Annotated in this window: 19 protein-coding genes and 1 tRNA gene; 10 read left to right on the top strand and 10 right to left on the bottom strand. The window is 51.0% G+C overall.

Annotation, left to right across the window (positions count from 1 at the left end; translation table 11 throughout):
- Positions 1–108: 108 nt before the first annotated feature.
- Together BMW93_RS24420 and BMW93_RS24415 are read right to left on the bottom strand one after the other, a co-directional pair.
- Positions 109–192 (bottom strand) — tRNA-Leu (locus tag BMW93_RS24420).
- Between the two features lie 114 nt (positions 193–306).
- On the bottom strand, positions 307–1,551 hold the full coding sequence (locus BMW93_RS24415) for an ABC transporter permease (RefSeq protein ID WP_090382508.1): 1,245 nt from the start codon (positions 1,549–1,551) through the stop codon (positions 307–309).
- A 180-nt stretch (positions 1,552–1,731) separates the two neighbouring features.
- Here BMW93_RS24415 and BMW93_RS24410 point away from each other — a divergent pair, with 180 nt between their 5' ends.
- From BMW93_RS24410 to BMW93_RS24375, 8 genes are all read left to right on the top strand, one after another.
- Positions 1,732–3,018 (top strand): asparagine synthetase B, encoded by a 1,287-nt coding sequence (locus tag BMW93_RS24410; RefSeq protein WP_229240771.1) that lies wholly within the window; start codon positions 1,732–1,734, stop codon positions 3,016–3,018.
- A gap of 186 nt (positions 3,019–3,204) precedes the next feature.
- Positions 3,205–4,449 carry an efflux RND transporter periplasmic adaptor subunit gene (locus BMW93_RS24405; protein ID WP_090382714.1) on the top strand — a complete coding sequence of 415 codons (1,245 nt, stop codon included), beginning with the start codon at positions 3,205–3,207 and terminating at the stop codon, positions 4,447–4,449.
- Complete coding sequence (locus tag BMW93_RS24400; RefSeq protein WP_090382505.1) at positions 4,446–5,894, top strand: TolC family protein; 1,449 nt, start codon at positions 4,446–4,448, stop codon at positions 5,892–5,894. Before BMW93_RS24405 ends, BMW93_RS24400 begins: the two co-directional genes overlap by 4 nt.
- A gap of 70 nt (positions 5,895–5,964) precedes the next feature.
- Complete coding sequence (locus BMW93_RS24395; protein WP_090382503.1) at positions 5,965–6,627, top strand: ABC transporter ATP-binding protein; 663 nt, start codon at positions 5,965–5,967, stop codon at positions 6,625–6,627.
- Between the two features lie 205 nt (positions 6,628–6,832).
- Entirely contained in the window at positions 6,833–8,077 is a 1,245-nt protein-coding gene (locus BMW93_RS24390; protein ID WP_090382501.1) for an ABC transporter permease, read from the top strand.
- Positions 8,078–8,110: 33 nt separating this feature from the next.
- On the top strand, positions 8,111–9,277 hold the full coding sequence (locus BMW93_RS24385; protein WP_090382498.1) for an ABC transporter permease: 1,167 nt from the start codon (positions 8,111–8,113) through the stop codon (positions 9,275–9,277).
- Between the two features lie 169 nt (positions 9,278–9,446).
- A complete protein-coding gene (locus BMW93_RS24380; protein ID WP_090382496.1) occupies positions 9,447–10,820 on the top strand; it encodes a sigma-54 dependent transcriptional regulator in 1,374 nt (457 codons plus the stop codon).
- Positions 10,817–12,103: a PAS domain-containing sensor histidine kinase gene (locus BMW93_RS24375; protein ID WP_090382493.1), complete on the top strand. Its 1,287-nt coding sequence runs from the start codon at positions 10,817–10,819 to the stop codon at positions 12,101–12,103. The genes BMW93_RS24380 and BMW93_RS24375 overlap by 4 nt, the downstream gene beginning before the upstream one ends.
- A 5-nt stretch (positions 12,104–12,108) precedes the next feature.
- Here the strand turns inward: BMW93_RS24375 and BMW93_RS24370 are convergent, their stop codons facing one another.
- Genes BMW93_RS24370 through BMW93_RS24350 form a run of 5 tightly spaced genes read right to left on the bottom strand, consistent with a single transcriptional unit; the run spans position 12,109 to position 17,418 of the window.
- Positions 12,109–13,116: a phosphotriesterase gene (locus tag BMW93_RS24370; protein WP_090382491.1), complete on the bottom strand. Its 1,008-nt coding sequence runs from the start codon at positions 13,114–13,116 to the stop codon at positions 12,109–12,111.
- Positions 13,117–13,166: 50 nt separating this feature from the next.
- Positions 13,167–14,366 carry a site-2 protease family protein gene (locus BMW93_RS24365; RefSeq protein ID WP_090382489.1) on the bottom strand — a complete coding sequence of 400 codons (1,200 nt, stop codon included), beginning with the start codon at positions 14,364–14,366 and terminating at the stop codon, positions 13,167–13,169.
- Entirely contained in the window at positions 14,356–14,991 is a 636-nt protein-coding gene (locus BMW93_RS24360; RefSeq protein WP_090382486.1) for an HAD family phosphatase, read from the bottom strand. The genes BMW93_RS24365 and BMW93_RS24360 overlap by 11 nt, the downstream gene beginning before the upstream one ends.
- 8 nt (positions 14,992–14,999) lie before the next feature.
- Positions 15,000–15,956 (bottom strand): acetyl-CoA carboxylase carboxyltransferase subunit alpha, encoded by a 957-nt coding sequence (locus BMW93_RS24355; protein WP_090382481.1) that lies wholly within the window; start codon positions 15,954–15,956, stop codon positions 15,000–15,002.
- A gap of 40 nt (positions 15,957–15,996) precedes the next feature.
- Positions 15,997–17,418, bottom strand: coding sequence for an MBL fold metallo-hydrolase RNA specificity domain-containing protein (locus BMW93_RS24350; RefSeq protein ID WP_090382477.1), 1,422 nt, complete (start codon positions 17,416–17,418; stop codon positions 15,997–15,999).
- A 199-nt stretch (positions 17,419–17,617) separates the two neighbouring features.
- On the opposite strand from BMW93_RS24350, the gene dacB reads away from it, so the two are divergent.
- Positions 17,618–19,096 (top strand): D-alanyl-D-alanine carboxypeptidase/D-alanyl-D-alanine-endopeptidase, encoded by a 1,479-nt coding sequence (dacB, locus tag BMW93_RS24345; protein ID WP_090382473.1) that lies wholly within the window; start codon positions 17,618–17,620, stop codon positions 19,094–19,096.
- Positions 19,097–19,286: 190 nt separating this feature from the next.
- On the opposite strand, the gene hslV is transcribed toward dacB, so the two are convergent.
- The 3 genes from hslV to lepA all read right to left on the bottom strand — a co-directional run bounded on the left by hslV (position 19,287) and on the right by lepA (position 23,557).
- Positions 19,287–19,829, bottom strand: coding sequence for an ATP-dependent protease subunit HslV (hslV, locus tag BMW93_RS24340; RefSeq protein ID WP_015815054.1), 543 nt, complete (start codon positions 19,827–19,829; stop codon positions 19,287–19,289).
- A gap of 107 nt (positions 19,830–19,936) precedes the next feature.
- Positions 19,937–21,655, bottom strand: a complete 1,719-nt coding sequence (locus BMW93_RS24335; RefSeq protein ID WP_090382471.1) for a pyruvate dehydrogenase complex dihydrolipoamide acetyltransferase — start codon at positions 21,653–21,655, stop codon at positions 19,937–19,939.
- Between the two features lie 114 nt (positions 21,656–21,769).
- Positions 21,770–23,557: a translation elongation factor 4 gene (gene lepA, locus BMW93_RS24330; RefSeq protein ID WP_090382469.1), complete on the bottom strand. Its 1,788-nt coding sequence runs from the start codon at positions 23,555–23,557 to the stop codon at positions 21,770–21,772.
- A 687-nt stretch (positions 23,558–24,244) separates the two neighbouring features.
- On the opposite strand from lepA, the gene BMW93_RS24325 reads away from it, so the two are divergent.
- Positions 24,245–24,856 (top strand): TetR/AcrR family transcriptional regulator, encoded by a 612-nt coding sequence (locus BMW93_RS24325; RefSeq protein WP_090382466.1) that lies wholly within the window; start codon positions 24,245–24,247, stop codon positions 24,854–24,856.
- Positions 24,857–24,904 lie beyond the last annotated feature (48 nt).

The following is a 24,904-nucleotide window of genomic DNA, read 5'->3' as shown; positions in this document are numbered from 1 at the left end:
CCAGTCCGTTATGCCTGTCGGTAAACTAATCTATTCCTAAGGTTTGAGCGTAATTTTCTAAGATGCCCAAAGCAAAAAAGCCCCTCAACTTGCGTTGAAGGGCTTTTGTACCCAGAGCCGGAGTCGAACCGGCACGAGTGTAACCTCATTGGTGTTTGAGACCAACGCGTCTACCGATTCCGCCATCTGGGCATTCTCTTACTTGTTGGGAGTGCAAAAGTAGGCAGAAAAAGAGATTAAGCAAGCCCGCAATGCAAATTTTCGTAAGATTTTTGTGAGAAATTTTAGGCGTAAATGCTAACCCGCTTATTCATAGCGTAATGCCTCGATAGGGTCCAGGCGCGATGCTTTGATGGCCGGGTAGATGCCTGAGAGCACGCCCACCATCACGCATATGGCAATGCCGACGGCCATCCAGAGCCAGGGGACTACGAATGTGCTGTTTTCGCTGATGACGCCTGTAATGGCGTTGCCGACGATGATGCCGAGGATCAAGCCACCGATACCGCCCAGGATGCAGACGACGATCGCTTCGATCAGGAATTGCATGCGGATCACGCGTGGGGTGGCGCCCAGAGATTTCCGGATGCCGATTTCACGCGTCCGTTCGGTAACTGAAACGAGCATGATGTTCATCAATGCAATGGCAGCGCCGAGCAATGTGACGGTGCCGATCACAAAGCCGCCGAGGCGTAGGTAACCACTGACTTCCGCAAAATCTTTCACCATTGCATCGGCCCGGTCGATGGTAAACGAATCTTCCTTGCCGAGCTCGTCGCTGCGGATGCGGCGCATCATGCCGCGCGCTTCTTCGACAATCAGGTCACCATCGGCGGCATTAGGTGCCGAAGCGGTGATATTGTAAGTAAGCGTGCGGTTGGCAGCGAGGCCACGGCCGCTTTCAAGTGGAATGAGAATAAGCCTGTCGGAGTTATTATTGCCGCCCAGCGAGCCCTTTTTGGCGAGGACACCGATTACTTTATAACGACTGCCCATGAAAGTGATTTCCTTGTTGAGCGGGTCGCTGTTTTCGAAAAGTTTACGCGCAATTTCTTGCCCTAAAACTGCAACATTCAGGGATTTTTCGAGGTCATTCTTGTCGAGATTTCGGCCCAGGTCGATCTTGTAGCCGTTGATGCCCAGGTATTGGTCGTCGGAGCCGACTACGTCGCTGTTCGGGTTGGTTTTTTTGCTCCGGTAATTGACTTGCACCGCGCCGCCGATGTTGGACGAAAGTGAGGCGGTGGCTTCGTAGGAAGCTTTGAATTTTTGAGCAAAAGTGATTGCCTGGCGATACGTAACGGCGGGATATTGTTTGCTCCGGCGCCCTCCGCTGCGAAATTCGTCGTCATCGCGGTTGCGCACGGTGAATGTGTTGGCGCCAAGATCGGCGAAGCTGCTGTTGACCGAGCCCTGAATGCCGTCGATGGCTGTGAGGATCCCCACGAGGGAGGTAATGCCGATGGCGATGATCATGGCTGTAAGTACAGTCCGGAGGAGGTTACTTTGGATCGAACGCAGGCCTTCTTCGATGTTTTCGCGTATAATCATGGCGTGTAAAGCTGATGCACCAGAAACAGGGTTTGGTCGTTAGTAATGTTGTTCGCACGAAGTCCGGAGGGAATCCCGACGGGGCTCAGACGTCAGAAACCGGTACGAGTTTTGTGGTAGATTTCGTATCGTGACGGTTTCTTTATTATATTTAATCTTTACCTGAATGTAAAACTGCGCATGAAAGTCGAAAGAATCAAACCAGTGATACGCTTGTATATCCCGCTCGTCATTTTTTTGATCGGCTCGCTGAATGCTATGGCAAACCGCCTGCTGATCCCGATGGACGAGTCGCAGAAAAACCATCTGAAGGCGTACGGCATATCTTACTGGATCCTGAAAAATTACGAAATGGAAATGGACTGGCTCCTCAACTACCGGGGCGGCAGTTTTATGGTGGCTTACAATCAGCAATTTGCCTCGGAAATGACGGTACGTGGCGTGAGTTTCGAAGTGATCTCCGAAGGCCAGGCCGGGCAGATATTGAACCAGATCAGCTCGCCGGATGTGAATATGGATGCCGTGAAACTTCAAAAAGCGCCCCGCATTGCCGTATATTCTCCCAAATCCAAACTTCCATGGGACGATGCCGTGACACTGGTGCTTACCTATGCCGAAATTCCCTACGACGTAGTGTACGACGACGAGGTTTTGAATAACAAATTACCCGAATACGACTGGCTGCATTTGCACCACGAGGATTTCACCGGCCAGTTTGGTAAATTCTTCCAATACAAGGATTATCCCTGGTACCGCGAGCAGAAGAAAGAAGCAGAAGAGACCGCTACCAAATTCCAGTTTAACAATGTACCTCAAATGAAGCTGGCGGTCGCTAAAAGGATCGCCGAGTTTGTAACGGGCGGAGGCTACATGTTTGCGATGTGTAATGCGACGGATACATTCGACATTGCGCTCGCAGCAGATGGCATCGACATTGTGGACGCGATGTACGACGGCACACCGGCCGACCCTACTGCAAACGGAAAGCTGAATTACAACAATTCCTTCGCATTCCACGATTTCAAAACGATCCCATACCCTTATGAAATCGAGTTTTCGGACATCGATAACCAGCCCGACGAGCGCGGTATGATCGAAGCGAACGACTTTTTCTCGCTCTTCCAGTTTTCGGCCAAATGGGACCCGGTACCGAGTATGCTCACACAGAACCACCAGACTATCATTAAGGGCTTTCTCGGACAAACTACCGCATTCAAAAATCGCTTGATCAAACCGGAGGTAATCATCCTGGCGGAGAACAAAAATGCCGGCGAGGCGCGCTACATTCACAGTACGCATGGCAAGGGCTTCTTTACGTTCTACGGTGGCCATGATCCGGAGGATTACCAGCACCGGGTAGGCGAGGAACCCACCGACCTGAACCTGCATCCTAACTCCGCGGGCTACCGTTTGATCCTGAACAATATCCTTTTCCCCGCCGCGAAAAAGAAGAAACTGAAAACCTGACGGAAAGTTAACAGCGAAAGAAATAAGTTTGAAATCACACCGACCGTGCGTTATCGCACGGTTTTTTGTTTTAAAAATATATTATAAATGGCTGATTTGTAGTGTGTTAGATGTTGGCACGGATTTCGGATAAATGAAGGCGTATTAGCCATGAATTTTTTCACTGAAACCTCCAATAAAACCCACATGGATCGGGAAATTGCACCGGAATATGTCAAGCTAACCAGAAACCGCCGATGGCTGATCATCGGGGCCGTCGGGGTAGGGCTGGCAGTCCTTTTTTACTTTTTCAAAAAGTCGCTTTCGAGTACGCTTGAAAGCGCGCGGATCAGAACAGGTACCGTCGAAACCGGCGACGTGGAAAATACCCTTACTGCTTCCGGGGAGATCATCCCCGCTTACGAACAGATCTTCACGAGTCCCATCCGCGCGAGCATCAAGCGTATTCTGCTTACGCCCGGTACCCGTGTAAAGCCCGGCCAGCGCATTGTAGAACTCGATAAATCATTAACAGAGATCGAATCCGAACGCTACGAAGATCAACTCGAACTGAAAAAGAACAGTATCGATCAGCTGCGGATGAAGTTGAACAAGGATTTGTATGATGCCGAGATTAACGACAAGATCAAGTCGCTGAATATCAATAAACTGAAAGCCGATTTTGAGGACGCTAAACGGCTCCAAAGGGTAGGTGGCGGGACGGTCGAAGACATTACCCGCGCCGAGAACGCATTGAAAATCTCGGAACTCGAAAAGCGGCAGCTTGAAAACGACCTGAAATACAACCGTGAATCGATGGGCGCCAGCTTGCGGGAAACCGAGCTCGGGGCGCAGATCGAAGGCAAAAACTTGCAGGAATTGCAGCATAAACTCAAAATGGCCGACATCGTAGCCGATCGCCCGGGTGTGCTCACGTGGGTGAACGAGAATATCGGTTCATCGGTGAATGAAGGTGAAATGCTGGCCAAGGTAGCAGACCTGGGTAGTTTCAGGGTGGAAGGAAGTTGTTCGGACGCCTATGCCGATCAGGTAAAGGCGGGGCTCGGTGCGATCATCAAAATCAACGACGTCCAGTTGCGCGGGGTGATCACACAGGTGAAGCCGGCCGTGAAGGATGGCGTCATCGGGTTCACGATCCAGCTCGATAATGCGCGGAACGAATCGCTGAGGCCTAATATGAAAGTCGAAGTGTATGTGGTGACGAGCAAGAGCGCCAAAACATTGCGCGTCGCTAACGGCCCGGCGTTTACGGGTAAGCGGAAACAATTCGTATACATCCTCGAAAACGGCAAAGCACGCCGGAGGCAAATCGAAACCGGCCTTTCCAATTTTGATTATGTCGAAATTAAAAATGGCGTGAATGCCGGGGAGAAGGTCATCCTGACCAACATGAATGATTACGAACATCTTGAAGAGCTTACCATTCAATGACTATGAGAAAGCTTTTTATCTGGATTTTCATCATACTTTCCGGTACCGTTTCGGCGCAGATTCGCAAGCTGACGCTGGAAGAAGTGGTGCAGCAGTCGAAAGAGCAGTCTATTGCCTCCAAACAGGCCGTGACGCAAAAAAAGACCAATTACTGGCAGTACCGCTCGTTCCAGGCCGATTACAAGCCGCAACTAAGCCTGCTGGGAACGGTACCGGGGTTCACACGCTCCTACATCCAGGTCCCGCAGCCCGACGGCACGGTTTCATTCAAAAACGTATCCAACAACAACTCTATGCTCAGCCTGTCGCTTAGCCAGAGTATCGCTATGACGGGCGGAACGGTTTACGTGCAGCAGCAAATGCAGCGTTTCGACGATTTTCATCGCGACGTGACGAGCTACAATGGTATTCCGTTTGAAATAGGCATTAAACAGCCGTTGTTTCAGTTTAACCCCCTTAAATGGGACCGGAGGATCTCGCCTTTGAAATACCAGGAAGGCAACCAGCAATACATTCAGTCGCTGGAACAGGTGGCGCTGGATGCGACCGGTTTCTATTTCGATCTGCTGGTGTCGCAGGTAAATTTGCAGATTGCCGAGAAGAACCGGAGCAATAACGACACGCTGTTCAAAATCGCGAAACATAAGCTGGAACTGGGCAAAATCTCTCAGAACGACCTTTTGCAACTTCAAATGGGGCTGCTTACTGCGCAGAAAGACCTCGCTTCGGCACAGCAATCGGCGGCTGTGGCGTCGCTCAAACTGAAAATGTACATGGGCACGCGTGACGAGCGCGAGCTGGAACTGGCCATTCCGGCCGAAGCGAGCGAATTCGCGGTAGACGCCCGGCTGGCCCTCGACGAGGCATTTGCCAATCGCTCGGCCTCGGTAGCATTCCGGCGCAGATTACTCGAAGCCGAACGCGACGTGGAAGATGCCCGGCGTACCAATGGCCTGAATGCTACGCTGAATGCGAATTTCGGGCTTTCCAACCAGGGCAACCTCCCGCGCGATGTATACGTGAGCCCGCAGGACCGCGAGTTTGTGGAGTTGCAGCTCACATTACCCATTCTCACCTGGGGACGCAACAAGGCCCGCACGGAGGTGGCGCGGGCCAACCGCGAGTTTACGCAACAATCGGTAGAGCAGGATAAGCTTACATTTGAACAGGAAATATTCACCCAGGTAACCCTTTTACAAATGCTGCAAAAGCAGGTAAAACTCACGCAGGTCGCCGACGGCATTGCCGCCGAAAGGTACCAGATCGCCAAGGAGCGTTTCATCCTCAGCGACCTCAGCGTAACCGACCTCGGCATCGCCACCCAGGAAAAAGACATCGCCCGCCGCGATTACATTCTCGCATTGCGCGATTACTGGCAGGCATATTACAGTCTGCGGCTGCTGACGCTTTATGATTTTGAGTTAAACAAGAAGATCGCCTATTGAATGAGCCCTGGAACGGCGGCTCATTCACTCATCCACTCATTCAAAATTCATTCATACCCGTACCAACGCCATGATCAAACTCCAAAACGTAGAAAAAGTGTACCGTACCAGCTCCATCGAAACGCTGGCTTTGAATAACATCAATATTGATGTGAAGAAAGGAGAGTTCGTTTCGATCATGGGGCCTTCGGGTTGCGGGAAGAGTACTTTGCTGAACATTATCGGGCTGCTCGACGCGCCCTCGAAGGGCCAGATCGAGATTGACGGCTCGCCGGTGGAGCGCTATACCGACAAACACCTGGCCGAATTGCGCAACCGCAAGCTGGGCTTTATTTTTCAGAGCTTTCACCTGATAAATGATCTATCGGTGATAGATAACGTCGAAATTCCGCTGCTTTACAGGAATACGTCGGCAAAGCAGCGTCGCGAGCTCGCGCAGGAAGCATTGGAAAAAGTGGGGTTGAGCAACCGGATGAAGCATTTTCCCAAGCAACTTTCGGGCGGACAAAAGCAGCGCGTCGCCATTGCCCGGGCAATTGTCGGTAAACCCGAAATCATCCTCGCCGACGAGCCCACCGGCAACCTCGACAGCGCTATGGGCAACGAAATCCTGGGCATTCTCCAAAAGCTGAACGGCGACGGCGCTACCATCGTCATGGTCACCCACGACGAAGCCATGGCGAAGAAGACAGACAGGCTCATCAGGCTGTTTGACGGGACGCAGGTTAGTTAATGAGTGAATTAGTCAATGAGTGAATGAGTGAATAAATTGTCATTGAGTCAGAAGTAGTCATGAATTGTCAAGATTAGTTTATACACAATAATTGACTACACCCGACAACACACATGACCAGACCTGACCTCCAATTCACTCATTCACTCATTCACTCATTCACTCATTCAAAATTCAGTCATTCGGTCATTCAATCATTGAACAAATGCTTTCAAACTACATAAAAATCGCCTGGAAGGTATTGCTGCGGCATCCTTTCTATACTTTCATCACGCTTTTCGGCATTACGCTTACGCTGACGGTGCTGATGGTGGTGACTTCTTTTCTCGATCACCTTTTTGGCGCGCATTACCCGGAGGCCAAACGTGCGCGGTCGCTTTATATCGCTAACCTGGTACAAACCGACTCTGCCAATACAACCATGTCGTCGGGGCCGGCTTCATTCGAGTTTTTGACAAAGTATGGCAAATCGTTGAAGACTGCTGAGCGCGTGTCGATCATGAACAATTTCGGCTTTTCCAATGCCTATGTGAACGGGAAGCGGATCAAATTGAATACCAAATACACCGATGTCGATTTTTGGTCGGTGACCGATTTCGAGTTCCTGGAAGGTAAGCCGTACGACGAAACGAATGTCCGCAATGCCGACCACGTGGCTGTCATTACCGATGCGCTGCGTGAGCAGTATTTCGGAAGCGCCGAGGAAGCGGTTGTGGGTAAAACGATCGATATCGAAAACATCAACTACCGCGTGATAGGTGTGGTGAAAGGCAGCCCTCCCACGCGGATTTACACCTATTCGGACGTGTATTTCCCCTATACAGCCCCCAAAAGTAACTACGAGGAAAAGGGCATGCGCGGTCGCTTCGTGGCCATTGTGCTGGCCAAAAAGCCTACTGATATTCCCGCGATACAGGCGGAATTCGATAGCCACATTGCACGCATTCCGCGCGCGGAATACTCCAACAATAACCAGTTCAATATACTGATCGTCAAGGCAGACACTTATTTCGAACATTTCCTCAGCACGTTCACAAGAAGCGACAAGGACCGGGTTGCACTTTACGCGATCGTGGGGCTGGTACTGCTCATGATCATGGGGCTTCCGGCTGTGAACCTGGTCAATGTGAATGTGAGCCGCATTCTCGAACGCGCGTCGGAAATCGGCGTCAGGAAGGCATTTGGGGCGCCTTCGAAAGCACTTTTGTGGCAGTTTATCATTGAAAACGTGTTCATTACCTTCATTGGTGGCGCATTTGCCCTGATACTCACATTCGTCGTCATTCAGTTCATCAATTCCAGCGGATGGATAGCCTATGCCGACCTCACGATCAACCTGCCGGTATTTTTGGTCAGCATATTGTTCTGTCTCGTTTTCGGGTTGCTGTCGGGGGTTTTACCGGCTTTCCGAATGTCGAGATTGAAAATAGCGGAAGCGCTGAAAGCGTGACGTCGATTCTCTCATTTTAATCCTTGCCTAGCCATGCTACGACATCTTTTTAAATTAATATGGAATAAAAAAGGCACGCATTCCCTGCTCATTATCGAGGTATGGGCCGCTTTTATGGTGCTTTTCGGCGTGCTTACGCTCATTGTTTTTAATTTACGCAACTACTTGCAGCCCATCGGCTTCCAGTACGAGCAGGTATGGAACCTGGAACTGTCCACGAACCAGGATACCACCGAAATAGCCTCGAAATTGCAGCGCGCCATGCAACGCGTGCGATCGTACCCGGAAGTAACCGCCGCCAGCCGCATGAGCAGTAATACGCCCTTTTCGGCCAATCAGATCGGAAATTCGATCAACTACAATAAGGTGGATGTGGGAGGAGATTTTTACTATACCGACAGCGAACTCGCCAAAGTGCTCGATATACCCGTTAAGAAGGGCCGCTGGTATGCCGAAAGCGACCTGGTAGGCAAATTCATTCCCATTGTAATCAATCAGGTGATGGAAGATAAGCTGTTTCAAAACGAGTCCGGTTTGAACAAGGTCGTGAAACGCGACGAAAAGACGTCGTACAAAGTGGTCGGCATTGTCGACAAGTTCAAGGCAAAAGGTAAGTTTATGTCGGATAACCCCGGGCTGTTCCAGATGCTGGAAAAAAACGATCGCTGGAATTCGAATATATTGATCAAAACCAAACCGGGAACCGATGCCAACTTCGAGGCGCGGCTGGTGAAAGACATCGCAATGATGTTGCCGGGCTGGGGTGTTGAGGTGGGTTATCTTAAAGATTCACGCAAAAATCGTGAGAACCTGACACTCGTTCCCGTAATTATTTTCCTGATTGTCAGTGGGTTTTTGTTAACCAATGTCGCATTGGGCCTTTTCGGTGTACTGAACCTCAATATCGCAAAGCGCAAAGGTGAAATAGGCCTGCGTCGTGCCATGGGTGCGACGGAATCCGGGGTTACCAGCCAATTTCTGGGCGAAATTTGGGTACTGGCTACATTCAGCCTCATCATCGGCCTTATTTTTGCCGTCCAGTTCCCGCTCATGAACGTTTTTGACCTCGATAAGGAAATTTACATCATCGCGATCTTGGCCGCCGTCGCCGTAATTTATATCATTGTAACACTTTGCGCCTGGTTCCCCAGCAAGCTGGCCGCCGCGATACATCCGGCGGTGGCGTTGCATGAAGAATAACGGAATGACCGAATGCCCGAATGATTCGTCATTAGGTCAGAAGTGGTCAAGTATTGTTTTTATCTTCACAATTTCATGACCAGGTCTGACCACACTTGACTTTATTCACTCATTCACTCATTCAAAAATTATTCCCCGTTCCACGGCGGCTCATTCAAAATTCAGTACCATGCTCCTGATCGTAGACGACGACATCGCCATCCGCACTTCCCTTTTGCTTCTTTTGAAAAAGGAGGGATTCGATGTGCGTGCTGCGGGTTCGCCGGAGGAAACTTTTGAAATACTGAAAGTGGTGACGCCGGAACTGATCTTGCTCGACCTCAATTTTTCGATTGAAACCTCGGGTAAGGAGGGAATGCAGTTGTTGCAACGCATTAAAAAGCATAATGCGGCCATTCCGGTGATCCTGATTACCGGCTGGGGCACGATCGATCTGGCCGTGCGGGGTATGAAGGAGGGCGCCGCCGATTTCGTGACAAAACCCTGGCAGAACGATTACCTGATCCAGTCTATCCGCACGATCCTGAACCTGGCCAAGCCGGTGCAGCAGGTGGGGAGCCGGCGAAAACTGGATCAGCAATACCATTTTGAAAACATCGTCGGTGAAAACCCGAAGCTGCTCGATATTCTCGAAACCATCGGTCGTGTTGCGCCTACGGACGCGCCTGTGCTCATTACGGGCGAGAGTGGAACGGGTAAGGAGCTGATCGCCGAAGCGATTCACCTGAACAGCCGCCGGAAAGTAAGGCCATTTGTAAAGGTAAACCTGGGCGGTATTTCTTCCACCTTGTTCGAAAGCGAGCTGTTCGGGCACGTGCGCGGGGCATTTACCGATGCTAAAACAGACCGGATGGGCCGTTTCGAAATGGCGCACCGCGGAACGATCTTTCTGGATGAAATCGGGGAACTCGATTTGTCGAGCCAGGTGAAGCTCCTGCGCGTGTTGCAGGAACGTACATTCGAGCCGCTGGGAAGCAGCAAGAGCCGGACGGTGGATGTGCGCGTTATTTGCGCTACCAACCGCAACCTGGAAGAAATGGTAGCCCAGGGGACATTCCGGGAAGATCTTTACTACCGCATTAACCTCATTACCGTGAAACTTCCCGCGTTGCGCGAGCGACCGGACGATATTCCGTTACTGTCTGCGTTTTTTGCCGATAACCTGAAAACGATTTACAACCGACCGGAGCTGAAAATAAGCAATGCCGCTTTGAAATGGCTCAAAACACTGCCGCTGCAAGGCAATATCCGTCAGCTCAAAAACCTGGTGGAGCGGACTGTCCTCCTGGCAGGCAACAATATACTCGATGTCGATAATTTTCAGCGAAATATGAATGCCGGTAATGCAGCATCCGCACAAAAGCATGTGCCCGAAGTGGGCAGCATTACATTGGAAGAAATGGAGTATCAGATGATTGTCAGGGCGATGCAGCACCATCAGAGCAAGGTAAGCAAGGTGGCCCGTTCGCTGGGGATCACCCGCTTCGCATTGTACCGGCGGTTGGAAAAGTTTGGCATATCCTTTGATTCGGAGGAGATATGAGATTATCCACGAAGACGAAATACATTGCCTATATCGTGGTCCTGCATCTGGTATTGGTCGTGCTGGTTTACAAACTGCTTTTTGAGAATAAGGCCCTTTTCATCGCCTCGGAAGTGTTTTTGTTGCTGTCGGCGGGTATGTCTGTCGTGCTCTACACCAATTTTATGCAACCTATCCAATTTGTGAAGTCCGGAATCGAGGCCATTAAGGACAAAGACTTTTCCATCAAGTTCGTGCCGACCGGCAAAGGGGAGGTCGATGTGCTGATAGAGGTCTATAACATGATGATCGATCAGCTGCGCGAGGAGCGTATCAAGCTGAACGAGCAGCATTTCTTTTTGGAAAAACTGATAGAAGCATCCCCGATTTCCATCATTATCCTCGATTACGACGATCGCATCGAATCGCTCAACAGCAAGGCGAAGGGCCAGTTTGAGCAGGATCACACTACATTGACAGGGAAAAAGCCGGAAGAAACGGGCCTGCCGTTGCTTACCGAGCTGGCAGGTCTGGCGGATGGCGAATCCAGGATGATCAAGACCAATGGCATTGCTACTTTCAAGGGCCAGCGCTCGCATTTTATGGACCGCGGCTTCCGTCGCTCGTTTCTGATGATAGAGGAATTGACCCATGAAATTCTCGAATCGGAGAAGAATGCTTATGGTAAGGTGATCAGAATGATGGCCCATGAAGTGAACAACACCCTGGGCGCCACTGATTCGATATTGCAAACCACAACGCATTTACTGCCCGACACCGATTACCGCGACATTAAGGATGCATTGCACGTGGCGTCGGAACGAAACCAGCAGCTCACGCGCTTCATGCGCAACTTCGCGGACGTGGTGCGCCTGCCTGCGCCGGTTTGCGAACGCACGGATATGGGCACCCTCACGCGCGATGTGGCCGTGTTTATGCAGAATGCGGCCTCTGTCGGGAATGTGAAAGTACTGAGCGAATCGGAAGAGGATGTGTTCTGGAATGTCGATAAGGGCCAAATGGAGCAGGTGCTGATCAATGTGATCAAAAATGCGGTGGAGGCGTGCGAAAACGGGCAGGAGGTGCGCATAGTCACCACTGTCGACCGTCTGGTAATCCGTAACAACGGCAAACCGATCGATCCCGACGTAAGTATCAAGCTCTTCAACCCGTTTTTCAGCACCAAAAGAGACGGGCAGGGCATTGGTCTCACATTAACCCGCGAAATCCTTGGCAACCACGGCTTCGATTTCGCGTTGGGAACCGGCCCCGACGGCTGGACTGAGTTTCGGATTGAAAAATAGGTGTACTAACCTTTGTGGATGCTGATCGCAAATGCCTTAGCCGGATTGGCAACCATTAACGTACGGGTATCGGCCTCAGCAAAACCTTGCGTCTTCAATGCTGGAATCAGCTTGTCGGAAATCGTGGTGTAGCCCCTGAACTCGCCTCCATCGGCCTCACCCGGCCGGTACCAGCCCGCATCGTGGGAAATAAGCACCTGGCCGAGCCGTCCCTTGTTTTTGAGGAAAGAAATAAGCTCCACATGCCTGGCGATATTGTCGGCATTCACCCCGTCCAGACTGATCCAGCAGCCGCTTTTGCCTACATCTTCCAGCTCTTCCGCGCTCCCGTTCGCGTGTACCCACACGAATGCGGACGGATGCACGCCCGACTGTTTCAGTATTTCAATTTCCTCGCGTGCGGGTACTGCTGGTCCGGTATGCGAACATATGGTAAGCCCCGTCTTCAAATGCGTGAGCGCCGCCGCCCTGACCAGCTTCTGGTGGAGTTCGGACAATTTGCCGCTGTTAACCCCGGTTTTGATAAATCCGGGCCGTATGCCTGTACCCTCGATACCGTTCTCAAACTCCGCGATCCAGCGACTTGCGAGTTGTTCGGCAGTTTCGGTGAATGCCCATTTGGGTAAATATTTATTGTCGGAAGCGCCGTAATAGCCCGTATTGGTCAGAATATTGAGACCTGACTGTTCGGAAAGCTTTTTGAGCAAAACCACATCCCTGCCGATGAATGCCGGTGTGCATTCAACCAGCGTTTTAATGCCTCGTTTCTTAATTTCGAGCAGGTAGGGCAGGACTTTCCGGATTACCTCATCGTGTTTCCATCGATCCGGCGAAATCTTCTCCGCACCAATGAAATCGACCAGTACATGCTCGTGAATGAGCGTGGTAGCCATTTCTGAAACAGGGAGTTTTCCTTTGACGGAATAGGTGTAGGGTGGATCGGCGACGTCGATGTTCGCGATAATGGGTGTAGCGCCTAGTGCTGCCAGGAATTGTCTGCGGGAGATGTACATTGCCTAATCAGCTTTTTTTAACTAAAAGGGCTGCCAACGGCTTATCTCCTCTACTCAATCACAATCAGCGGCGTAGGGCTGAACGATAGCACGAAAATGACAAATGCAATGATACCGAGCACGATCCGGCCTTTGTTGAGCGGGGTTTCGTCTTCGGTTTCGGGGTGGCGGATGCCTAGGAAACGGCCAAGGATCAGGACAAATGGCAGCAGGTTGACCGAGCCTTCCAGGTCGGGGCGGACGTAGGATAATGCAAACTGGCCGACGACGATCAGCAGGCTGACCATCAATGCGGTCGATGGATTATCGCAGGCGCGTTTGAAACAGACGTACAGAAAGTAAATGTAAATGGCCAGGTAAAGCAGTCGTTCATAGAATATCGCGTCGCTACCGGTAGCAAATGACTCGGTACGGAAAGCGCCGAGGCCTACGTAAAACACGAGTATGCCGAAAAGGAACGGGGCGATGGCATTGAAACGCTTTTTGCCAAGCATCGCGTAAAGGATATGGCCGCCGTCGAGCTGGCCAATGGGGATGAGGTTCAGCGACGTAAAAAACAATGCGAGGTAACCCGCAAAAAGGTATGGGTAATGGATCAGCTCGTACGCGTGCGGGAGGCGCGCAGGATCGGCCACATAGGTTTTGAACAGCCAGAACAGGATATTATCCCCGAGCATCACATTGCCGGTGGGGTTTTCATAAACGAATTGCGGGTAATTCAGCCCGAAACGTTCGTACTCGGGGTGGATCTTGAAGATATAGTCCGGCGGCGGCAAGTGGGTAAAACCGTACCAAAGGACCACCAATGCCGCAACAAACCCGGCCAGCGGACCGGCAATGCCTATATCAAAGAATTTAACCCGCGACCGGACGGCCTCTTTAATGCGGATGAATGCGCCGAGCGTTCCGATGCTCTGAGAAATACCGAACCACAAGGGAATATAAAACGGCAGCGTTACTTTCACCTTATGCGCCTTCGCAACGAAATAGTGCCCGAATTCATGGATCGTGAGGATCAGCAGGAAGGGGATCGAGAAATGAAACCCCTGCACAAACTCCGCCCAGCCGAGCATCCGGGTAGGCGCCGGCATGGCCTTCGCTTCCTTTTCACCGATCATGAAGTATAAAAAGTCGTAAACGAAACCAAATATGCTGTTGAACATCCATTCAGCGCCAGCCATCGTCGTGGTGATGATGGTGAGGATAAAAAGTGCCGCCTGAATGATGTAGGTTCTTGTGTTAGACTGCATAGTCTCGGAGGTATTCCAGAATAGTGACCGGCTTTTGGACGTGAATGGTATCGATGCCGAGCTGCGCCGCGCTGCGGATATTGTCCGCGTTGTCGTCGAGGAAAAGCGTTTCCTCCGCTTTCAGACCGGCTTTGTCAAGCACTTCCTGGTAAATACGGGGATCGGGCTTCATCAGGCCCATTTCGTAGGAAAGAAAAACGGTTTCGAACAAATCGCCGAGTTTTTCTACGCCAGTCGAGGCTTCCAATATCTTGTTAACCTGTGTAATATGGATCGAACTCGTATTACTGAGCAAGAACAGCCGGTATTGCGTCGCCAGCTTTTTAAGCAGCTCCACGCGCTCGGGCGGGAGGTCTAGCAGCAGGCTGTTCCACGCAGTGTCGATGGCTTCGTCCGACAGATCAGGGAAATTCAGGATTTCGCGGACGTAGTTCCGGAACGCCGGTTCGTCCATTGCACCGGTTTCAAACTGGCGGAAAATCTCACTCTCTTTGAAAATAGTGAGTATCTCGCTCTGCTCGCGCCCGCTCAGATCGGCAAATGACCTGGAAGCAATGGGGACGTCGATATTGAGAATGACGTCACCGAGGTCGAAAATGATATTCCTGATCTTGTCGTTTTTCATGGATATGCTTACGCTTCAACTACCACGCCCATTGCACAGAATTTATCGATACGCTGATCGATGCGGTCCTGCTCGCTGATGGCGCCCAGTTCGGCAATATTTTCAAGAATTGTTCTTTTGAGCTCTTCGGCCATCCATTTGTGGTCGAGGTGCGCACCACCCAGCGGCTCGGCCACGATGCCGTCTACCAGCTTGTAGTTGGTCATGTCCTTCGCCGTGATTTTCATCGCTTCGGCGGCCTGCTCCTTAAAATCCCAGCTTCTCCAAAGGATAGCCGAGCAGTTTTCAGGGGAAATTACCGAGTACCAGGTGTTTTCCAGCATCAATACGCGGTCGCCGATGGCAATACCCAATGCACCACCGGAAGCACCTTCGCCGATCACGATACAGATCACGGGCACTTTCAGCATGAACATTTCTTTCAGGTTACGTGCGATCGCCTCGCCTTGTCCGCGCTCTTCGGCTTCCATTCCGGGGAATGCACCCGGGGTGTCGATCAGCGTCACGATAGGCTTGTTGAACTTCTCGGCCAGTTTCATGAGGCGCAATGCCTTGCGGTAACCTTCCGGGTTCGGCATACCGAAGTTCCGGTGCTGGCGCTGCTTGGTATTGCGGCCTTTTTGCTGCCCGATAAGCATAAATGATTGTCCGCCGACATTCGCCAGACCACCGATAATAGCCGGATCGTCGCGAACCTGGCGGTCTCCGTGCAATTCGATGAACTCGTCGCAGATCAGTTCGATGTAATCAAGCGTGTAGGGACGGTCGGGGTGGCGGGAAAGCTGCACACGCTGCCAGCGTGTGAGGTTTTCAAATATTTCTTTTCGAAGGTTGGTGATGTTGCCTTCCAGCAACGCAATGGCGTCCGAAAAATCCACATTGTTTTCATTCGCCAACGCTTTCATTTCTTCGAGCTTGCGTTCGAGCTCGGCCATAGGCTTTTCAAAATCGAGGTATGTTCTCATAATTCAGGTTCTGTGATTAGTGGGCAGGATCGGGGGGCGGTCAGAGTTCGTAAGTAGTACCCCTCAACGGCGTTTCCACCGAATGATAGCCGATTTCCTGGATTTTACTTTGGAATTCAGCCATGCTTTGCTGCTCTCCGTGGACGAGGAAAATGCCTTTCAGTTTCTCCGGATCCTGCATTTTTACAAAATTAATTAAGTCGTTTTGGTCTCCGTGGCCGCTAAATACGTCAATTTTTTCAATATTAGCCAAGACCGGATACTGCTTTCCGCGAATCGAGATCGTATCCTGCCCGTTCAAAAGCCGCCATCCCAGCGTCCCTTCCGAGGCGTAACCGATCATCAAAATCGTAGCATAGGGATTGCCGATATTGGCCTCCACGTGCGCCTCCACGCGCCCGCCCTGCACCATACCCGACGACGAAATGATAATGCAAGGTTCGTTATAATTTGAAACGGCACGGCTTGCATCGGCGCTTTCGAGGTAGATCAGGTTCTCGAAATCGAAAAGCATGTCATTGTCTTCCTTGAACTCGCGCGCCTCCTTGTTCAGCATGCGTGAATGCTTCTGGTAAACCTTCGTGCTGCTGTGGGCCAAAGGGCTGTCGGAGAATACCTTAATGTAGGGAAACGACTGGTCGAGATACAGCTTGTTGAGCGTGTAAAGCAATGCCTGCGTACGTCCCACGCTGAATGACGGGATAATGAGCCTGCCCGGAATATCGATGCAGGTCCGCTTGATCACATCCGCCAGCGTTTCCACCGTCCCGCGCTTATCCTCGTGCAAACGGTTTCCGTAGGTCGATTCGCAGATCAGGTAGTCCACCTGCGGGATTTCCTGAGGGTCGATCAGCAGCGGGTAGTTTTTACGGCCGATGTCCCCGGAGAAGCAAAGCCGTTTTTTCTCGCCATTTTCATACACTTCCAATACGATATGCGCTGCGCCGAGCAAATGGCCGGCGGCATAGTAGGTTACCGTCACATTGTCGGCAATGCGGTAGCGCTGGCCGAATGCAACGGGCACGAAGTTGTCCATGGCCTCGATCACATGTTTTTCAATATAATAATCCATCGGCACTTCCCTCTTTTTCTTGCCGCTGCGTCTCTTGGAGTTAACCCGTGAATTGAGCCGTTTCTGGTGCAGATTGGCCGCGTCTTTCAACAAAAGCGACGTCAGGGCCATGGTAGGCTCGGTACAGACCACTCTTCCTTCGAAACCCTCCTTGTACAGGTTCGGAATGTTACCCGAGTGGTCGATGTGCGCGTGTGTGAGCAGTACGGTGTTGATCAGGCTCGGTTCAAACGGAAATACGCTCTTCTGCTGTTCATATCTTGTCTTCTTGCCGATCTCATCCAGATCAAAATCGGAGCCGCAGTCGATCAGGATGCGATAGTCGTCCGATTCCAAAAGGAACATACTACCTGTGACCTGCTGCGAAGCCCCCCAAAATGTCAATTTCATATAAATAGTATGGGGTGAAAGCTATATTGGTATTTTTCGTCTGGCGGAAAAATCAATATCACTATTGTATCTTTTCTTTGTAAACTAATAATCAATTGCCTAATATCTTACAAAAGTACCAAAAAACAGCCTGAGATACGGACATTAGTTACTAGTTTAGGCAAAGCGGCATCAATTTTGTGCCTGGCGAATATTTAATATGATGAGAGCCACCCTTCTTTTACTTTACATAATCCTTACGGGCAACGCGGCGTCGGCGCAGGCGATCGACAGCACCGGCCTGGTCCGTTTCTCCGACGCCGTACTGGAATTGCAAAACAGCGAGTTCATGCGCAGCGGCTCACTCGCGGTGAGTGTGAAGGCTGTCAAAGAGGGTAAAAATGTATTTGCATTGAATGCGGAACGTTCGCTGCCGTCGGCGTCTGTCTTAAAACTAGTTTCCACCGCAACCGTTCTTGCGCTCTTCGGGGGTGATTTCCGATTCCAGACTTTTCTTGAATACGACGGTACACTCCGCGGCGATACGCTCGTTGGTAATCTCTACATTCACGGAACGGGCGATCCGTCACTCGGAAGCGACCGGTTCAAGGGTTATCCTGCGGCACCGGAAATGATCAACCGGTGGGTTGCTGCGGTAAAAAAAGCGGGTATTAAATACATTAAAGGCAAAGTCGTGGGCGACGCTTCGTTTTTCGATAAGGAAGCCGTTGCGAGTACCTGGATTTGGGGTGATATGGGCAATTATTACGGTGCCGGCGTACAGGGACTGAATTTCAATGAAAACCTCTATCGCGTCAAATTCAAACCCGGCACCGATCCCGGCGACCCTACAACGGTACTCGGTACCGAGCCTGCGATTCCCTATTTATCTTTCACCAACCAGGTTACCACCGGCGAACGCGGCTCCGGCGATAAAACGATTATTTACAGCAGCCCGCTGGGTAATAATGTATTGCTGACCGGCACTGTACCGGCTGGTAATGCCACTTTTACCGTCAAAGGTTCTATTCCGGACCCGGCATGGTACACGGCTTATGCGTTGAAGAATGCATTATCGGGCAACGGGGTAGTGGTAGCGGAGGCGGAACAGCTTCCGGGAAATGGGGTACTGCTTACGGCTAACCCTAAAAAGATTATCGACGAATACAAGTCTCCGCCGTTGCGCGAGTTGTGCCAGCAAGCCAATTTTTGGAGCATTAACCTGTTTGCAGATGTGTTTTTCAAACAATCCGGCAAGCGGCTTTCAGGTAGTTCGGGATTCGACGATGCGGCTGTGGCGATTACCGGCTACTGGTCGGGCAGGGGTGCGGATTTGCGCGGATTTTATATTAAAGACGGGAGCGGGTTATCGCCTTCCGGTTCGATTACCGCCGGTAGTCTGACTGACATTCTGAGTCTGGCTAATAAGGATGTGAGTTACAAGGATTTTTACCAAAGCATTGCCGTGCTAGGGCAGAATGGGACTGTCCGCAATCTTGGAAAAGGCTCACGCGCTGCGGGTAACACGCACGCGAAGAGCGGGTCCATCGAGGGTACGCGGGCGTTTGCGGGTTACGTGAATGCGAAATCCGGGGCGTTGCTGAGTTTTACTGTTATCGCGCACAAGTATGTGCCTGGGAGTAACAGGGTGATTTCTGATTCGCTGGTGAAGCTGATGACGCTGATGGCGGAGTTGTAAGGACGATAGCGCGAAGCCCCTGACGATGGCGCGAAGCTCCTGACGATAGCGCGAAGCTCTTGCTTCGTTCACGCTATTATGCAGCCTCTGGCTGCGTTGCGGCATCGTAGAATACCTTCTGAGATGTTCTGACCGGCCGGAGGCCTGCGAATAGTAGGCACGAAGCAAGAGCTTCGCGCCATCCGTTTCACTACTGAACTACTTTCTCAATCACCAAATTATGATTGGTATAAATGCAAAGATCGGCCGCGATCGTCAATCCTTCCCGGACCATTTCTTCCGCACTCAAATGCGTAGCATGTTTTTTCAACGCCTGCGCAGCCGATAATGCGAAATTCCCGCCGGAGCCAATCGACGCAATGCCGTTTTCCGGTTCCAAAACATCTCCGGTACCGGAAATGACGAGGATTTCATCTTTATTAGCCGTAATCATCATCGCTTCCAGTTTGCGCAAATAGCGGTCGGTGCGCCAGTCTTTGGCCAGTTCAATGGCCGCGCGTTTCATATTGCCGCCGTAGCCGTTCAGTTTTTCTTCAAAACGATCCAGTAATGTGAATGCATCGGCTGTGGAACCCGCGAATCCGACGAGAATTTTGCCGCCTTGCAATGTGCGGATCTTTTTAACATTACTCTTGGCAACCGTATTGCCCATTGTAGCCTGACCGTCCGCGCCGAGGGCAACAGTTCCATTGTGTAGTACCCCGAGGACGGTAGTAGCGTGTATCTTCTCCATATTGATATTTAAATGCAAATGTTAGTCGCCTTTGAAACAAAATCCCTTTGAAAACAAAAGTGCCAGACCTTGCGGGCCTGACACTTTTTCATGCATTTGTATTTGGGTTAAACCAGCATGCTCATTGGTTCTTCCAACAGTTTCTTCACTGTCAAAAGGAACTGGGCAGCCGTCGCGCCGTCTACCACGCGGTGGTCGGCTGAAAGCGTTACTTTCATGATGTTGGTCGGGTAAACCGTTCCATCTTCCTTGAAAGCAGCCACTTTCTTGATCGCACCGATCGCCAGGATACAGGAATCCGGCGGGTTGATGATCGCGGTGAATTCGTCTACACCGAACATGCCGAGGTTCGACACCGAGAATGTGTTGCCTTCCCAGTCTTTCGGTTGCAGTTTTTTATCTTTCGCTTTGCCGGCCAGGTCTTTTACTTCACCTGAAATGGCAGAAAGCGTTTTCTTGTCAGCCTCGCGGATAACAGGCACCAGCAAACCTTCGTCCACTGCCACGGCTACACCGATGTTGACATAATTGTATTTACGGATCTTGTCACCCAGCCATGCGGAGTTCACGGCAGGATGTTGCTTCAACGCCACTGCGCAAGCTTTGATCACCATGTCGTTGAAAGAGATCTTCGCGGTGGCCACTTCGTTCAGCTGCGGGCGCAATGCCATAGCCTTGTCCATGTTGATTTCCATGGTCACGTAGAAGTGAGGCGCGGTGAACAAGCTCTCGCTCAGGCGGCGCGCGATGGTTTTGCGCATCTGCGAGATTGGCGTGTCTACGAAATCGCCGGATGCCGGTGCGGCAGCCGCAGAAGGCGCAGCTTCCGCCTTGGCAGGTGTTCCCGCTCCGGATGCAGGCTGAGCTGCCGGAGCAGCCGCAGGGGCCGATGCCTGTGCAGCAGGTTTGAACTCGTCCACGTCGCGTTTCACGATGCGTCCGTTATCGCCGCTTCCGGCAACCTCGCTCAGATTAATGCCTTTTTCGTCAGCCAGGCGTTTCGCCAATGGAGACGCTTTTACGCGTTCGTTGGAATCTGCTACCGAAACGGCTTTCTCAGAACCGTTAACAGCCGGAGCCGCCGAGCCCGACGCAGCTTGCGGAGCAGCGGCAGTTTCAGCAGGTGCTTCGCCGTTTTCACGTGCCAGCAGACCTTCCACATTCGCACCTTCCTCGCCGATTACCGCGATAATAGCGTCCACAGGAACAGCTTCGCCTTCTTTGATACCTACAAAAAGCAGGGTACCGTCTTCATATGCTTCGAGTTCCATCGTAGCCTTGTCGGTTTCGACTTCGGCCAGGATATCACCTGATTTTACTTTATCACCCACTTTTTTCTGCCATGAAACCAGCGTTCCTTCTTCCATGGTATCGCTCATTTTCGGCATACGAACCACCGCAGCATTGATTTTCTCGGTAGAAGCGGCAGGTTTCGCAGCGGGGGCTGCCGCAGCAGGTTGTGGAGTGACGGTTTCAACAGCAGGGGCTGCCTCGGCAGGAGCAGGAGCTTCTGATTTCGGAGCTTCGGCGGCAGGAGTGGCAGCAGCGCCATTGCTCGCACCGTCGAGCAAGGATTGGTAATCTTCACCTTCCGAACCAACGATCGCCATGATACCGTCGATAGGTACTGCATCGCCTTTTTTCACGCCGATATAAAGAAGGGTACCGTCCCAGTAAGATTCCAGGTCCATGGTCGCTTTGTCGGTTTCCACCTCTGCGATCACTTCACCGGATTTAATTTTATCACCTACTTTTTTGTGCCATTCCGCGATAACACCCTCTTCCATGGTGTCGCTCATTTTGGGCATACGAATTACTTCTGCCATATCGCTTGTTAAGGTATTTTTAGTTCTTGGTCGAAATTTAGCTTTCGGTCAAAATTACAATAAAAGGGCAACTTCGCACCTGCTTTTACGGATAATTCTAAACCGCCGGGGTAATTAGTTAATCTTCAAAACAGCCATAAATGCCTCCTGAGGGATCTCTACGTTGCCGACCTGACGCATCCTTTTCTTTCCTTTCTTCTGTTTTTCAAGGAGTTTGCGTTTACGGGAGATGTCACCGCCATAACATTTGGCTAGAACGTCCTTCCGCATCGCCTTCACGGTCTCGCGCGCAATGATCTTCTGTCCGATGGCCGCCTGGATGGCGATCTCGAACATCTGTCTTGGGATCAGTTCGCGTAGCTTTTCACACAATTTCTTTCCCCATTCGTAGGATTTCGAGCGGTGTACGATGGCCGACAATGCGTCCACCGCCTCCCCGTTCAACATCACGTCCAGCTTCACCATGTCCGACTCCTGGTAACCTGCCAATTCGTAGTCGAGCGAGGCGTAACCTCTTGATATTGTTTTGAGTTTATCGAAGAAATCGAAGACAACCTCGGCTAGCGGGATAAGGAATTGCAGCTCCACGCGCTCGGCGGTGAGGTAAATCTGATTTTTAAGCACACCGCGTTTATCCATACACAAGTTCAGGATCGGGCCGATATAATCCGATTTAGTGATGATCTGCGCATTGATGTACGGCTCCTCGATGTATTTGATATGGTTAGGCTCCGGCATTTCCGACGGCGCGCTGATATTCAATAGCTTGTCTTTAGTGGTCAATACACGGAACTGCACCGAAGGTACGGTGGTGATTACCGTCATGTCGAACTCCCGTTCCAGACGCTCCTGCACGATTTCCATGTGGAGCATTCCCAGGAAGCCGCAACGGAAACCGAAACCAAGGGCCGCCGAAGTTTCCGGTTCCCAAACCAGCGCCGCGTCGTTCAGCTGCAATTTTTCCATTGCCTCACGAAGCTCTTCGAACTCGCTGGTGTCCACCGGGTAAATACCGGCGAATACCATTGGCTTTACTTCCGAGAAACCTACAATCGCTTCCGTTGCCGGACGGTCAATATGCGTAAAAGTGTCACCCACCTTTACTTCCTTGGCCACTTTGATACCTGAAATCAGATAACCTACGTCGCCGCATTCTACCACTTGCTTGGGGATTTGTTGCAAACCGAGCGTACCGATTTCGTCGGCGATATATTCCTTGCCGGTCGCCATGAACTTCACCTTGTCGCCCTTTTTAATGCTGCCGTTTTTCACACGGAAGATTACCTCGATACCGCGGTACGAGTTGAATACCGAGTCGAAGATCAATGCTTGCAACGGGCCTTCCGGATCGCCCACAGGCGCAGGGATACGCTCCACGATTGCATTCAGGATGTTCTCGATACCGATGCCTTCCTTACCGCTGGCAGGAATGATGTCTGCACGTTCACAGCCGAGCAGGTCTACCATTTCATCCTTGATTTCCTCGGGCATAGCACCGGGAAGGTCGATTTTGTTCAGGACAGGGATGATTACGAGGTCGTGGTTGATCGCCAGGTAGAGGTTGGAGATCGTCTGCGCCTCGGTTCCCTGTGACGCGTCCACGAGCAGCAATGCACCTTCGCAGGCGGCGATCGAGCGGGAAACCTCGTACGAAAAGTCGACGTGGCCCGGGGTGTCGATCAGGTTCAGTATATATTCTTCTCCTTGATAAACATAATTCATCTGGATCGCGTGGCTCTTGATCGTGATGCCTCGTTCGCGTTCCAGGTCCATATTGTCCAGCAGCTGCGCCTGCATTTCGCGCTGGCTTACAGTTTTGGTAAATTCCAGCAGACGGTCCGCCAGGGTGCTTTTCCCGTGGTCAATATGGGCAATAATGCAAAAATTACGGATTTTCTTCATGAAAACAGTTCCTATTCAAGTGCTTTGAATGTTAGTTCAGGCCAAAGCAACCGCAAAATTACGAGGGTAATTAATATTTCAAGATGTTTTGGGTTGGAAAACGAAAAGTATTGGCCGTTGGAGCGGCAGGAATGGCGTGGGAAGGTGTTTAACCCCCAACCGCCATTCCCTTTGCAGATTGCACGTTAGCAATTCCATGGTTGGAACGATGTGTCTGAATGCTGCAAACGATTTCTACAATTCTTTCGGCGCTCTGCGCCTTACGTCAAGGTGCAGAGCGCCGAAAGAATTGTAGACAATGATGATTTACAATAACCATGGTGCCGCGCACCGCAAGAATTGTAGAAGGCACCGCAAGAATTGTAGACAATAATGATTTACAACAATCAAGGTGCCGCGCACCGCAAGAATTGTAGAAGGCACCGCAAGAATTGTAGACAATAACGATTTGCAACAATCAAGGTACAGCGCACCGCAAGAATTGTAGAAAGCACCACAAGAATTGTAGACAATGATGATTTACAACAATCAAGGTGCAGCGCACCGCAAGAATTGTAGAAGGCACCGCAAGAATTGCCGACGCCACGACGACCGCAACGTGACATGCAGAAATTAATCATTTGATTAAATAATTTGGTTAAATTAAAAAACACATTTACCTTTGACGCATCAAACTGAAAACGGACGATGGCGAAAGTGAAAAAGGCGGAGTTGGACCTGAGCACCGAGGAGAAGATCAAGGAGGCGGCGAGCATTGTATTTACCAAGAAAGGATATGGCAATGCGCGTACAAGGGATATTGCCGAAGAAGCGGGCATTAATCTGGCATTGCTGAACTACTATTTTCGCAGTAAAGAGAAGCTTTTCCAGATCGTGATGGCCGAGCGGATCGAAAAGTTGTTCGGTGTCCTGGCGCCGATCCTGAACGACGCGTCGACGACATTGGATGAAAAACTGGAAAAGATCACGGAAAACTACGTCGATATGCTCCTTGAACATCCGGACCTTCCGATTTTCGTGCTGAGCGAAATACGCAGCAATCCGGAGCAATTGGCCAACCGCGTACAGGCACCGAAGATTTTAAAGGAATCGGCTTTTGTGAAGCAGCTGATGGAACGGAGGAGCGATATTAATCCATTGCATTTCATTATTAACCTGCTCGGAATGAACCTGTTCCCGTTCGTGGCGAAACCCGTGTTGCAGCCGATTTTAGGAAGCGAGGATTTCTACCGACAAATGATGGTGCAACGTAAAAAACTCATTCCGGTCTGGATGAAACTCATGCTGGACCACGGCTAACAGGCTCGGGGCGCATATGCGGAGGTTAGACCTCCATTTTTTTAACCC

Origin of the sequence: Dyadobacter sp. SG02 (assembly GCF_900109045.1) — a bacterium.
In the GTDB taxonomy this organism is placed as follows: domain Bacteria; phylum Bacteroidota; class Bacteroidia; order Cytophagales; family Spirosomataceae; genus Dyadobacter.
This window is presented reverse-complemented; position numbering and strand designations above follow the sequence as displayed.